This is a genomic window from Geodermatophilus obscurus DSM 43160 (assembly GCF_000025345.1).
In the GTDB taxonomy this organism is placed as follows: Bacteria; Actinomycetota; Actinomycetes; order Mycobacteriales; family Geodermatophilaceae; genus Geodermatophilus; species Geodermatophilus obscurus.
The window spans coordinates 1,722,571-1,735,283 of record NC_013757.1 but is presented as its reverse complement, the minus strand read 5'-3'; the positions used below and the strand labels follow the sequence as shown (position 1 = coordinate 1,735,283).

13 protein-coding genes are annotated in these 12,713 nt (G+C 73.8%); all 13 read right to left on the bottom strand.

Going from position 1 to position 12,713, the window contains the following annotated elements:
* Window positions 1–72: 72 nt before the first annotated feature.
* The 13 genes from GOBS_RS08270 to GOBS_RS08210 all read right to left on the bottom strand — a co-directional run bounded on the left by GOBS_RS08270 (window position 73) and on the right by GOBS_RS08210 (window position 12,713).
* Entirely contained in the window at window positions 73–654 is a 582-nt protein-coding gene (locus tag GOBS_RS08270; protein WP_012947832.1) for a hypothetical protein, read from the bottom strand.
* A complete protein-coding gene (gene dnaG / locus GOBS_RS08265) occupies window positions 651–2,537 on the bottom strand; it encodes a DNA primase (protein ID WP_012947831.1) in 1,887 nt (628 codons plus the stop codon). Before dnaG ends, GOBS_RS08270 begins: the two co-directional genes overlap by 4 nt.
* Window positions 2,537–3,052 (bottom strand): hypothetical protein, encoded by a 516-nt coding sequence (locus tag GOBS_RS29265; protein ID WP_166487335.1) that lies wholly within the window; start codon window positions 3,050–3,052, stop codon window positions 2,537–2,539. The genes dnaG and GOBS_RS29265 overlap by 1 nt, the downstream gene beginning before the upstream one ends.
* A 5-nt stretch (window positions 3,053–3,057) precedes the next feature.
* Window positions 3,058–3,687, bottom strand: a complete 630-nt coding sequence (locus GOBS_RS08255) for a YdcF family protein (RefSeq protein WP_012947829.1) — start codon at window positions 3,685–3,687, stop codon at window positions 3,058–3,060.
* Window positions 3,688–3,864: 177 nt separating this feature from the next.
* A complete protein-coding gene (ppdK, locus tag GOBS_RS08250; protein ID WP_012947828.1) occupies window positions 3,865–6,576 on the bottom strand; it encodes a pyruvate, phosphate dikinase in 2,712 nt (903 codons plus the stop codon).
* A 306-nt stretch (window positions 6,577–6,882) separates the two neighbouring features.
* A complete protein-coding gene (locus GOBS_RS08245; RefSeq protein WP_012947827.1) occupies window positions 6,883–7,329 on the bottom strand; it encodes a hypothetical protein in 447 nt (148 codons plus the stop codon).
* Between the two features lie 5 nt (window positions 7,330–7,334).
* Window positions 7,335–8,507: a tRNA dihydrouridine synthase DusB gene (dusB, locus tag GOBS_RS08240; RefSeq protein WP_041242027.1), complete on the bottom strand. Its 1,173-nt coding sequence runs from the start codon at window positions 8,505–8,507 to the stop codon at window positions 7,335–7,337.
* Between the two features lie 314 nt (window positions 8,508–8,821).
* The gene (gene vapC / locus GOBS_RS08235) at window positions 8,822–9,226 is read right to left on the bottom strand and encodes a type II toxin-antitoxin system VapC family toxin (protein WP_041241403.1); all 405 of its coding nucleotides are present in this window, start codon (window positions 9,224–9,226) and stop codon (window positions 8,822–8,824) included.
* Window positions 9,223–9,453, bottom strand: a complete 231-nt coding sequence (locus GOBS_RS08230) for a type II toxin-antitoxin system VapB family antitoxin (RefSeq protein WP_166487334.1) — start codon at window positions 9,451–9,453, stop codon at window positions 9,223–9,225. The genes vapC and GOBS_RS08230 overlap by 4 nt, the downstream gene beginning before the upstream one ends.
* A gap of 86 nt (window positions 9,454–9,539) precedes the next feature.
* The gene (locus tag GOBS_RS08225; RefSeq protein WP_012947823.1) at window positions 9,540–10,943 is read right to left on the bottom strand and encodes a glycine--tRNA ligase; all 1,404 of its coding nucleotides are present in this window, start codon (window positions 10,941–10,943) and stop codon (window positions 9,540–9,542) included.
* 164 nt (window positions 10,944–11,107) lie between these two features.
* On the bottom strand, window positions 11,108–11,449 hold the full coding sequence (locus GOBS_RS08220; protein ID WP_166487333.1) for a hypothetical protein: 342 nt from the start codon (window positions 11,447–11,449) through the stop codon (window positions 11,108–11,110).
* A 152-nt stretch (window positions 11,450–11,601) separates the two neighbouring features.
* A complete protein-coding gene (locus GOBS_RS08215) occupies window positions 11,602–11,895 on the bottom strand; it encodes an antibiotic biosynthesis monooxygenase family protein (protein ID WP_012947821.1) in 294 nt (97 codons plus the stop codon).
* 65 nt (window positions 11,896–11,960) lie between these two features.
* On the bottom strand, window positions 11,961–12,713 hold the full coding sequence (locus GOBS_RS08210; RefSeq protein WP_012947820.1) for an isoprenyl transferase: 753 nt from the start codon (window positions 12,711–12,713) through the stop codon (window positions 11,961–11,963).

Sequence of the window (12,713 nt, the reverse complement as noted above, 5' to 3'; positions counted from 1 at the left end):
GGCACCGCCCCGAGCTCGCGAGGGGTGGGGAGGACGGGGTCCTTCTGCCTGCAGGGGACCGGTCGCGGCCGGTCAGCTCGGCTGGTCGGCCGCGACCGCCTCGGCCAGCTTCCGCCGCGCGGCCTCCCGCGCGGCGGGATCGGCGCGGTCGGTGTCGTCGTCGAAGACGACGGTCCACTCGCGCTCGGCCTGACCGGGCAGCCGCCGGGCGACCAGCAGCGCCCCTCCCCCGCCGGGCAGCGGCGCGCGCCGGCTGTCGACGACGGTCTCGTCGACCCGCCGGCGGACGACGGGCGGCAGGCCCCCCGCGTCGGCCAGCGCGTGCCGCTCCACCGGCAACCGCGCCTGCACCCCGGGTTCCACCTCGGTCAGCGGGGTCACCTCGAACCGGCCACCGCCGTCGCCGGTCGCCGTCCACCGCGCGGTGCCGACCTCGTGCCAGGGCAGCACGCCCACCTCGCCCGCCTGCGGCAGCGGGAGGTCCGCGGGCACCCGGCGCAGCCCGCGGGAGGTCGCGACCAGCCAGCCCTCGTCGCGCACGAGCGCGCCCCAGGCCAGCACCCGCTCGTCGGGGTCGGCCGAGGCCAGCACCACGGCGCGCACGAGCTCCGGTGGCCGGGTGAACCGCCGCCGCACCCGGTCGACCAGGGTCATCCGCCCAGCCCGCCCATCGCCCGCTTGCGCAGCGAGATCGCCTGCTGCTCGAGCGCCATCAGCTGGCCGAACGCCTTCATGTACTCGTCACCTGCCTCGACCGGGTTCATCCGCTGCAGCCGCCCCTTGAGCGCGGCCACCCGGCGGACGGTGTGCATCTCCTCCAGCCGGGCCAGCACCGCGTTGACGTACCCGGCGTCGGCCTCGCCGACCGAGCGCACCGGCTCGACGGCCAGCGCGGTCAGCAGCGCCGTCGCGCTCTCCCGGGTGCAGTGCGCGGCCACCTCGTCGAGCCAGGCCGGGCCGGTGACCCGGGTGGCGGCCGCTCCCCCGGCCGCAGCGACGGCGGCGGCCACGGCCGCGTAGTCGGGGTCGGTGTACGCCTCGACCGGGATCGCGTCGAACGACGGCCCGGCGAGCTCCGGGCTCTGCAGCGCCACCTTGAGCGCCTCCCGCTCGACCTCGACGGCGACCTCGTCGGGGCTCTTCTGCGGCGTCCGCGGCCGGCCGCGCTGCGGCGGCCCACCGGTGTCCCCGGTGGTGCGGCGGACCCGCTCGAGCACCTCGGACTCGTCGGTGTTGCCGATCATCCCGGCCAGCTGGCGGGCGTAGGCCGGGCGGAGCGCGTGGTCCTTGATCTGCGCGACAAGCGGCGCGGTCTTCTCCAGCGCGGCCACCCGGCCCTCGACGGTGTCGAGGTCGTAGCTGGCCAGCGTGGTCCTGAGGACGAACGCGATCAGCGGCGTCCGGCGGCCCACCAGGTCACGGACGGCGGCGTCGCCGTGCGCTTGCCGCAGCTCGCAGGGGTCACGGCCATCGGGCTCGACGGCGACGAAGGTCTGGCCGACGAAGCGCTGGTCCTCGGCGAAGGTCTTCATCGCCGCGGCCTGCCCGGCGGCGTCGCCGTCGAAGGTGTAGATGACCTCGCCGCGGAACTCGTCCTGGTCCATGAGCAGCCGGCGCAGCACGCCGATGTGCTCGGGGCCGAACGCGGTGCCGCATGAGGCCACGGCGGTGGTGACGCCGGCCAGGTGGCAGGCCATGACGTCGGTGTAGCCCTCGACGACGACGGCCTGGGAACGGCGGGCGATGTCCCGCTTGGCCCGGTCTATGCCGTAGAGCACGCTGCTCTTCTTGTAGAGCGGCGTCTCCGGGGTGTTGAGGTACTTCGGGCCGGGGTCGTCGTCCATCAGCTTGCGGGCGCCGAAGCCGATGACGTCGCCGGTGATGTCGCGGATCGGCCAGACCAGCCGGCGGTGGAAGCGGTCGATGAGCGTGCCGCGGCTGGACTCCTTGGCCAGGCCCGCGGTCACCAGCTCCTGCTGGGTGAAGCCGCTGCCGCGCAGGTGGCGGGTCAGGCCGTCCCAGCCGCCGGGAGCGAAGCCGCAGCCGAAGTCCAGCGCCACCTGCCGGTCGAAGCCGCGGTCGGCGAGGAACTGCCGGGCCGGTGCGGCCTCCGGGCTGCCCAGCTGCTCGGCGTAGAACGCCGCCGCCGCGGTGTTGGCCGCGACCAGCCGGGCCCGCTGACCGGCCTGCGAGCGGTCCGGGGCGCCGGTGGGCCGGCCGCCGTCGTCCTCGTAGTGCAGCTCGAGGTTGGCCCGCCCGGCCAGCAGCTCGACCGCCTCCGTGAACGAGAGGTGGTCGATCTGCTGAATGAAGGAGATGACGTCTCCACCCACTCCGCAACCGAAGCAGTGGAAGAGGTTCCTCGACGGAGTGACGTGGAAGGACGGCGACTTCTCGTCGTGGAAGGGGCACAGCCCCTTGAGGCTGCCGCCCCCCGCACGCTTCAGCTGCAGGTGCTCGCCGACGATCTCGTCGATCTTCGACCGCTCGCGGACCAGCGCGATGTCGGCGGCCCGGATGCGTCCCTTCCCGGCCATCAGCCCCCGCCTCCGCCACCGTCGCCGTCGCCGCCGGCTCCCCCGGCGCCGGCGGCGTCCCGGCGGGCCAGGACGGACTCCACCCACAGCAGGAAGACCTGCTGGTGCAGCGGCAGCGGGACGTCGGCGGTCAGGGTCGGCCGCGGCGACCAGCCCCCCGTCGTCCCACCGAGCGCCACCTGCCGGTCGCCGTCGGTGTACCGCAGCGCGCTGCGCCACAGCGACGCGCGCGCCGCCTGCAGCACCAGGCCCTCGAGGTCGACGTCCCACGTGCCGCGCCACCACGAGGTCTGCCGGGCGCGCAGCCGCGCCGTCCCCGCCGGGTCCGCCGGCCACCGGCCGACGAGCTCCCGGCCGTCCTTGGCGAGCACCCACTCGCGGTCCTCGACGACGGCCGTGGCCGCCTCCTTCCAGATCGACGCCCGCAGCGTGGCGACGACGACACCGTCGCGCAGCACGGGCCGCACACCCTTCTCGGTGCCGGCGGTGCCTGCCTTGCCCAGCTCGAGAGCCACGTTCCTCACCCGATCCCCGGAGCGCCCGCGATGCTCTCACCGGTCGCGCGGTAGAGCAGGTAGGCAGCCGTCTCGCGGAGGATGTAGCGGAACTGCGTGGCGCGCGTCTGCACCGCCGGGCCCTGCCGGGTCGGCGAGCTGTCGGCGGTGATGCCGGCGTCCTCGGCCATCCGCTCGGCGCGCATGGCGTGCCACGGGTCGGTGACCAGGACGGCCGAGGACCAGCCGCGCTCGTCGAACGCGGCCCCCACGGCCCGCATGCTCTCCAGCGTGTCCACGCCCTCCTCGACCGCCAGCAGGGCGTCCTCGGGGATCCCGGCCTCGGTTAGGTAGGCGCGGCCGGACTCCGCCTCGGTGAACTGGTCGCCGTCGGCCTTGCCGCCGACGGTCACGACCACCGGCGCGACGCCCTCCTCGTACAACGCGAGGGCGTGCTCCAGGCGCGCCTCGAAGATCGACGACGGAACGCCGTTGTACTGCGCCGACCCGAGCACCACGATCGCATCGGAGGCCGGCTGCGCGTCCTGCCGCGCCGTCCACCAGATCGCCGTCGCGGTGGAGACGACGAGCAGGACGACGGCGAGCACCAGAGCGCCGACCACCCGGCCCACCAGGCTCCCCGCGCGCACGCCCACGCGTCATGGGTACCACGCGGGGCCCTCGGTTCCGAGCCGGTGCGACGGGTGTGCCGGGCCACCCCGGCCCCGGTGCAGGGGCCCGCGCCGAGCCTGCGAGAGAAAGGACCCCCCGCCCCCCACCGCTCGCAGGCTCGCGGCGGGCCCCTGCGGGGAGGCCGGAGCAGGGGTCCTTTCTCAGGACCCGGCGCGGTCCGCTCCCAGCGCGGCACGGCCGGCCTCGAGCCGGGCCACCGGCACCCGGAACGGCGAGCAGGACACGTAGTCCAGCCCCACCTCGTGGAAGAAGTGCACCGAGTCCGGGTCGCCGCCGTGCTCGCCGCAGACGCCGAGCTTGAGCTCCGGCCGCGCCGAGCGGCCCTCCTGGACCGCGACCTCCACCAGCCGGCCGACACCCGGCCGGTCCAGCTCCTCGAACGGCGAGACGCCGAAGATGCCCTTGTCCAGGTAGGCGTGGAAGAACGCGGCCTCGACGTCGTCCCGGGAGAAGCCCCAGGTCATCTGGGTGAGGTCGTTGGTGCCGAAGGAGAAGAACTCGGCCGACCGGGCGATCTCGGCGGCGGTGAGCGCCGCGCGGGGCACCTCGATCATCGTGCCGATGAGGACGTCGAGCTCGACGCCGCACTCCTCGAACACCGCCGCGAGCACCTGCTCGGACTCCTCGCGGATCGCCTCGAGCTCCTGCACCGCCCCGACCAGCGGGATCATGATCTCCGGGCGCGGGTCGCCGCCGGCCCGCTTGCGCTCCGAGGCCGCCTCGGCGATCGCCCGCACCTGCATCGCGAACAGCCCCGGCTGGACGAGCCCGAGGCGCACGCCGCGCAGGCCGAGCATCGGGTTCTCCTCGTGCATCCGCCGCACGGCGGCCAGCAGCCGCAGGTTGGCCTCGTCCGGGTGCCCCTCGGCCTCCGCGACCGCCACCCGCACCGAGAGGTCGGTGAGGTCGGGCAGGAACTCGTGCAGCGGCGGGTCGAGCAGCCGCACGGTCACCGGCAGGCCGTCCATGACCTCGAAGATCTCCAGGAAGTCCTGCTTCTGCAGCGGCGCGAGCGCGTCGAGTGCGGTCTGCTTGCCCTCGTCGTCCTCGGCGAGGATCAGCTTCTCGACCATCTGCCGCCGCTCGCCGAGGAACATGTGCTCGGTCCGGCACAGGCCGATCCCCTGGGCGCCGAACCGCCGCGCGCGAGCGGTGTCCTCGGGGGTGTCGGCGTTGGTGCGCACGTCCAGCCGCCGGACCTCGTCGGCGTGGGCGAGGATGCGGTGCACGCTGCGCACCAGATCGTCGGCCTCCGCGGAGTCCGGGTCGATCTCACCCTCGAAGTAGCGGACGACGGCGGGCGCCTCGACCGGCACCTCGCCGAGCCACACCTTGCCGGTGGAGCCGTCGATCGAGATGACGTCGCCCTCCTCGACGACCGTCCCGCCGGGGGCGGTGAAGTGGCGGTTCTTCGTGTCCACCCGCAGCTCCTCGGCGCCGCAGACGCAGGTCTTGCCCATGCCCCGGGCCACGACGGCGGCGTGCGAGGTCTTGCCGCCGCGGCTGGTGAGCACGCCCTCGGCGGCGATCATGCCGGAGAGGTCGTCGGGGTTGGTCTCCCGCCGGACGAGCACCACCTTCTCGCCGCGGTCGGCCCACTGGACGGCGGTCTCCGAGGAGAACACCGCCTTGCCGACGGCGGCGCCGGGCGAGGCGTTCATGCCCTGGGTGAGCTGGGTGGCATCCCCGCCGGAGACGAACCGCGGGAACATCAGCTGGGCGAGCTGTTCGCCGCTCACCCGCCGGACCGCCTCGTCCATGTCGATGAGGCCCTCGTCGACCAGCTGGGTGGCGATCCGGAAGGCCGCCCCCGCCGTCCGCTTGCCGACTCGGGTCTGCAGCATCCAGAGCTTGTTGCGCTCGACGGTGAACTCGATGTCGCACAGGTCGCGGTAGTGGGACTCGAGGGTGCTCATGATCGACAGCAACTCGCCGTAGGCGCCCTCGTCGATGCGCTCGAGCTCGGGCAGCGGCACGGTGTTGCGGATGCCAGCGACGACGTCCTCGCCCTGCGCGTTCTGTAGGTAGTCGCCGTACACGCCCTGCTCCCCGCTGCCCGGGTCGCGGGTGAAGGCGACGCCGGTGCCGGAGTCCATGCCGAGGTTGCCGAACACCATCGAGCAGACGTTGACCGCGGTGCCGGCGTCGCTGGGGATGCGCTCGCGGCGGCGGTAGATGATCGCCCGGTCGGAGTTCCACGAGTCGAAGACGGCGTTGATCGCCAGGTCCAGCTGCTCGCGCGGGTCCTGCGGGAAGTCGCGGCCGCACTGCTCGCGGACGATGGCCTTGAACCGGCCGACGACGTCCTCGAGGTGCCCGGCGTCGAGGTCGAGGTCGGACTCGGTGCCCTGCTCCCGCTTGACCTCGTCGAGGGCGTGCTCGAACAGCTCGCCGTCGAGGTCGAGGACGGTCTTGCCGAACATCTGGATCAGCCGGCGGTAGGAGTCCCACGCGAAGCGCTCGCTGCCGGACTGGGCGGCCAGCCCGCGGACCGACTCGTCGTTGAGGCCCACGTTGAGGACCGTCTCCATCATCCCGGGCATCGACGCGGCCGCACCGGAGCGCACGGACACCAGCAGCGGGTCCGAGGGGTCGCCGAGGGTCTTGCCCATCGCCTTCTCCAGCGCGGTCAGGTGCTCGGTCACCTGGTCGGTGAGGTCCGGCGGGGTGCTGCCGTGCTCGAGGTAGTACCGGCACGCGTCGGTGGTGATGGTGAACCCCGGCGGCACCGGCAGCCCCAGGTTGGTCATCTCGGCCAGGTTGGCGCCCTTGCCGCCCAGCAGGTCCTTCTGGTCCTTGTTGCCCTCGCTGAAGTCGTAGACCCAGGTGGCCGTCCCGGTACCACTGCCCACCGTGCACCTCCGCGCTCGTCCGCCGGCTGCCCTCGCCTGCCGGGGACGGCGCCCCGGGTCCCCCGTCCGCCGCCCCGGCGAGCACGGCCCCGGAGTGCGGTCGCAGGTAGACGTCTCATACGTCCGCTCGGGGCCAGACAGCGATCGTGGCCCACGGGGCGGAGACGCGCCAGCCTCCCGGGCGGCGGTCCCCCTGCAGGTGGGATTACCCCGCCCCCACCCCGCGCGAGCTCGCGGCGGGACCCGGAACGAGGCCGTCGGGCGGGAGACGGTCCTCCTACGAGCGACAGCGGGGGGGATCCCCCGTCAGCCGGCCGAGGTCCCGCAGACGCGGGCACCCTGCTCGCTGACGACGGTGAGGGTGGAGGTGCTGCCGTCGCTCCAGGCCACCTCGACGCGCTGCACCGGTGCGCCGTCCGCCTCGTCGGCGATGGTGCTCCTGATCTCGCCGGTGCCGCCGGGGGCGTACTCGGTGGACAGCGCCTCGGGCGTCACCCGGGCCCGCTCCTCGGCGCAGAGCAGGCCGTGGGCGGTCTCGACGTCGTCCTGGGCCAGCGCGGCGAGGAAGACGCCGGTGACCTCGCGGGCCTGCTCCTCCGGGCTGCCCTTCACCAGCGGCAGGCCGACGGCCATGCCGACGGCGACGGCGACGGTCCCGCCGATGACCGCGAGGATCAGGGCGCGCGCCGGGCGCGGGGTGCCGGTGTGCAGCGGAGCCGGGTCGTCGTCGTAGAGGTAGGGGCCCTGCGTCATGGCACTCACCCGCCGCTCACGAGCAGTTCGGCCCCGGCCGGCGGCCGGGGGTCGTCGCGGTCGGCCAGCCAGCCCTCGGGCAGCGCCACGGGCCGCGGCGGGCTGGTCCGCCCGCGCGGTCCGCCGAGCACCGACGTCGGGTAGGGCTGGTCGGGGATGCCGGCCAGCAGCTCGGCCAGCTCGTCGAGGGCGCTCACCATCGCCAGCGCGCGGCGGACGTCGGAGCCCACGGAGAACCCCTTGAGGTACCAGGCGACGTGCTTGCGGAAGTCGGTGCAGCCGTGCCGCTCGCCCTGCTCCTCGCTCAGCAGCGTGGCGTGCCGGTGCATGACCGCGGCGACCTCGCGCAGCGTCGGCAGGGCGCGGCGGGTCCCCCCGGCGAAGGCGGCGGCGAGGTCGCCGAACAGCCACGGCCGGCCCAGGCAGCCCCGCCCGATGACGACACCGGCGCACCCGGTCTCGGCGACCATCCGCAGCGCGTCGTCGGCCTCCCAGATGTCGCCGTTGCCCAGCACCGGGATGTCGACGGCCTCGACCAGCCGGGCGATGGGTGCCCAGTCGGCGGTGCCGCTGTAGAGCTGGTCGGCGGTGCGCCCGTGCAGGGTGATCGCCGCGGCCCCCTCGTCCTGCGCGATCCGGCCGGCGTCGAGGTAGGTGACGTGGTCGGCGTCGATGCCGATGCGGGTCTTCACGGTGACCGGGACGTCCCTCGCCGCACGCACCGCGGCCCGCACGATGTCGCGGAACAGCACCCGCCGCCACGGCAGCGCGGAGCCGCCGCCCTTGCGGGTCACCTTGGGCACCGGGCAGCCGAAGTTCAGGTCGACATGCGCGGGGCGGGTGCCGGCGACACCCTCGTCCACGAGCATCTCCACCGCCCGTCCGACCGTGGCCGGGTCGACGCCGTAGAGCTGGACCGAGAAGGCGTCCTCCTCGTCGGGCGTCGCGCGGACCATCGACAGCGTCTTCTCGGTGCGCTCGACCAGCGCCCGCGTGGTGATCATCTCGCAGACGTAGAGGCCGGCCCCGAACTCGCGGCACAGCGTGCGGAAGGCCGGGTTGGTGATGCCGGCCATCGGCGCGAGCACCACGGCGGGGTCGACGGTCAGCGCGCCCAGGCGCAGCGCAGCGGGGCCGGTCGCGGGGGACGACGGCCGCTCGAGGACGCTGCTGCTCACGGTCCCAGGGTAGGTGGCGAGGTGGGTCACCCGGCCGTGAGAGGGGAGGCGCCCGGTGCGGTGGACCGACGGGGACCACAACGGCTGGTAGCACCGGCTGCTCCCCGCCCAGGTCCCCCGGGACGCCACCCGGGTGCTGGACGTCGGGTATGGCGCCGGGGCGCTGGCCCGCCGGCTCGCCTCCCGGGTCAGCTCCGTCGACGCGCCGGCCCGCCGCCGGGTGAGCAGTTACGGCCGTCCCGGTCGGCGCGTCCGGCCGTGTCGGCGACCGCAACTGCCCAGTCGGCGCCGAGCCCGCAGCCGCCGCGGTGACGTCAGGCCGCCGACCCCACCAGCCGCAGGTCCGTGTGCTGTGCCAGCACGGTGAAGTCCCGGTCCCGGTGGAGCACGGGCACGTCGTGCCGCAGTGCGACCGCGGCGATGAGGCAGTCGTTGAGCGACCGGGGCGTCTCACCTGCTCGCCGGCACGCCCGGTGGAGGGCGGCCGCTTGCTCGGCGTCCACGGGCGACTCCTGGCGGAGCAGTTCCGCGCCTGCGAGGAAGCGCCGCAGGCGCGCTGCGCGCTCCTCGTCGGTGGTACCGGCGAGCACCTCGAGCAGCACGACATCCGTGGTTGCCGCTCGCCGCTCGTCGATGAGCTGTTCCAGCAGGTCGACCTCAGGGCCACCGGAGTCCCGGAGGAAGGCGATCCACACGGAGGAGTCGACGAGGACGGTCACCCCTCGCCCCACTGAGCGCTGACCTCCGCACCCTCACGGGTCCGGAGGTCCTCAAGGTCCGCTCCCCAGCCGCTGCCGCGCATCGCGTGCATCTCGCGCGCCGTCATCGGCACGACGGACACCTGGCGGAGGGCGAAGTCGACGGCGTCCTTCTTCGTCGCCAACCCGTAGCGGCGCATGACACCGGCGATGAGGTCGTCGTCGATGTCGATGTTCGTCCGGCTCACGCACCGACCATACACATCGATGTGTATGGGATACACCTCCGCGGGTGGACGGGACGCGGTCCCCTCCACCCGCGGAGGTCGACGGTTCAGCAGACGGGCAGCCGGGTCTTGAGGTAGGTCTCGACCTGGTCCAGCCCGACGCGCTCCTGGCTCATCGAGTCGCGCTCGCGGACGGTCACCGCGTCGTCGGTGAGGGTGTCGAAGTCGACGGTGAGGCAGAACGGCGTCCCGATCTCGTCCTGCCGCCGATACCGGCGGCCGATCGCGCCGGCGTCGTCGAAGTCGACGTTCCAGCTCTGCCGCAGCTGCGCGGCCAGGTCACGGGCCTTGGGCGACAGGTCGGCGTTGCGCGACAGCGGCAGGACGGCGGCCTTGACCGGCGCCAGCCGCGGGTCCAGCCGCAGCACGGTGCGGGTGTCGACGCCGCCCTTGGCGTTGGGCGCCTCGTCCTCGGTGTAGCCCTCGATGAGGAAGGCCATCAGCGAACGGGTCAGGCCGGCGGCCGGCTCGATGACGTACGGCGTCCAGCGGGTGTTGCTGGCCTGGTCGAAGTAGGTGAGGTCGGCGCCGGAGTGCTCCGAGTGGGTCTTCAGGTCGAAGTCGGTGCGGTTGGCGATGCCCTCGAGCTCCCCCCACTCCGAGCCCTGGAAGCCGAAGCGGTACTCGATGTCGACGGTGCGCGTCGAGTAGTGGGAGAGCTTCTCCTTCGGGTGCTCGTAGTGCCGCAGGTTCGCGGGGTCGATGCCCAGGTCGGTGTACCAGCGGGTGCGCTCGTCGATCCAGTACTGGTGCCACTGCTCGTCGGTGCCGGGCTCGACGAAGAACTCCATCTCCATCTGCTCGAACTCGCGGGTGCGGAAGATGAAGTTGCCGGGGGTGATCTCGTTGCGGAAGGACTTGCCGATCTGGCCGATGCCGAACGGCGGCTTCTTCCGCGCCGCGCCCATGACGTTCGCGAAGTTGACGAAGATGCCCTGCGCGGTCTCCGGGCGCAGGTAGTGCAGGCCGGACTCGTCCTCGACCGGGCCGAGGTGCGTCTTCAGCATCATGTTGAAGTCGCGCGGCTCGGTCCACGCACCCTTGGTGCCGCAGTTGGGGCAGCTGATGTCGGCCAGCCCGTTCTCCGGGGCCCGGCCCTTCCTGGCCTCGAACTCCTCCTCCAGGTGGTCGGCCCGGAAGCGCTTGTGGCAGTTCTGGCACTCGGTGAGCGGGTCGGTGAACACGCCGACGTGGCCCGACGCGACCCACACCGGGCGCGGCAGAATCACCGAGGAGTCCAGGCCGACGATGTCGTCCCGGCCCTGGACGACGGCGCGCCACCACTGCCGCTTGATGTTGTCCTTGAGCTCGGTGCCCAGGGGCCCGTAGTCCCAGGCGGAGCGGGTGCCGCCGTAGATCTCGCCCGACGGGAAGACGAACCCCCGTCGCTTGCAGAGGTTCACCACCTTGTCCAGGCGTGCGGGGTCGTGCTTGGCGGTGCTGTCGCTCACGGCGAGGGGCTCCATCCGGCTGGCGGTCGGCGGGTTGACCCGTCCACGGTAGTTGCCGCTGGCGGTCCGCTCCCCCGCCGCCCGGCCGGGCGTCCCGGCGCGCGCTGTCGGCGCTGCCCTGCGGTGGCTCACCCACCGCCCACGCTGCGGGGCAGCAGGAGAGGTCAGCGGGGGACCGTGCCGCCGGACCACCCCACGAGGTCGCCGCCCGCCCGCAGGTGCGCGTCGAGGAACCGGACGCCGCCCTCGATCGTGGCGCCGCGCCACAGCATGACCAGCAGGACCGCGCCGAGCACGACGAGCGCGAGCACGACGGCGAGGATCCACGGCCAGGTGCGCCGGCGTCGTCGGGGCTTCGGCCCGACGGTGACCCCGGCCGGCGGCGGACCGCCGAGCTCCAGCGTGCGGTCCGGATCTCCCCGCGACGGGCGGTCGAGTTGCACGGTCGGGTCGTCCTGGCGGACCGGGGGCGTCGTCAGCTCGCCGCGCGCCAGCTGGTTCCGCACGGCACGACCGGGCACCGGAGGGGGGCCGACCTGCACGGTGGGGTCTGCGGACGTGGGGGGTGTTCCGTCGTCCCGCCTGGGCTCGCTCATCGCGCGTCCTCCGTGCTCGACACCGGGTGTCTCAGCCCTGGGGATGCCCACGGAGGGGGTGATCACCCCTCGAGGGCCTGCTCGCCCGGCAGGTAGGCGCCCGGCTCGTCGAGGGCGTACAGCCACACCGGCGCGCCGGCGAGCTTCACCTCCGCGGCCGACAGCGCCCGGCGGTAGGCGCCGACGCCGTCCCACCGGGTGACCAGCGCCCACAGGCCGGCGTCGTCGGTGCAGCGGCCGAGCTCGCCGTCCCGGTACCCGGGGCGAGCGGCGAGCGCGCTCAGCAGGACGTCGACGGCGGCGGCGAAGCCGGCCGCGTCGGCCTCGGGCACCCGCAGCCGGGTCACCACGAACACGATCAGCCTCCTGTCGGTGCGGCCTCGTCCCGGGCCTGCGGAGCGTGGGGCGGACGGGTCCCTGCTCAGGCGCTGCCGAAGCGGCGCTGCCGCGAGGCGTACTCCTCGCACGCGGCCCACAGGTGCCGGCGGTCGAAGTCCGGCCAGAGCGTGTCGAGGAAGACGAACTCGGCGTAGGCCGACTGCCACAGCAGGAAGTTGCTGGTGCGGTTCTCCCCGGAGCTGCGCACGAACAGGTCGACGTCGGGCATGTCGGGCTCGTCGAGGAAGCGGGCGACGGTGCCCTCGTCGACCTTGGCCGGGTCGAGCCGGCCCGCCGCGACCTCGCGGGCGATGGCCGCGGCGGCGTCGGCGATCTCGGCCCGGCCGCCGTAGTTGACGCACATGGTCAGCGTCAGGACGTCGTTGTCCTTCGTGAGCTCCTCGGCGACCTCGAGCTCCTTGATGACGCTGCGCCACAGCCGCGGACGGCGGCCGGCCCAGCGCACCCGCACCCCGAGCTCGTGCATCTCGTCGCGGCGGCGGCGGATGACGTCGCGGTTGAACCCCATGAGGAAGCGGACCTCGTCGGGGCTGCGCCGCCAGTTCTCGGTGGAGAAGGCGTAGGCGCTGATCGCCGTGACCCCGAGCTCGATGGCGCCCTCGACGCAGTCGAACAGCGAGGACTCCCCCGCCTCGTGCCCGGCGGTGCGCGGCAGTCCGCGCTGCTTGGCCCAGCGACCGTTGCCGTCCATCACGATCGCGACGTGGCCGGGCACCCTGTCCGGCGGCAGCTGCGGCGGGCGGGCCCCCGACGGGTGCGGGTTCGGGGCCTTCAC

Bases quoted from the DNA above. Each gene is read 5' to 3' on its own strand.
- GOBS_RS08245 (WP_012947827.1), bottom strand. From the start codon at position 7,329: ATGACGCAGGGCCCCTACCTCTACGACGACGACCCGGCTCCGCTGCAC.
- GOBS_RS08270 (WP_012947832.1), bottom strand. From the start codon at position 654: ATGACCCTGGTCGACCGGGTGCGGCGGCGGTTCACCCGGCCACCGGAG.
- dnaG (WP_012947831.1), bottom strand. From the start codon at position 2,537: ATGGCCGGGAAGGGACGCATCCGGGCCGCCGACATCGCGCTGGTCCGC.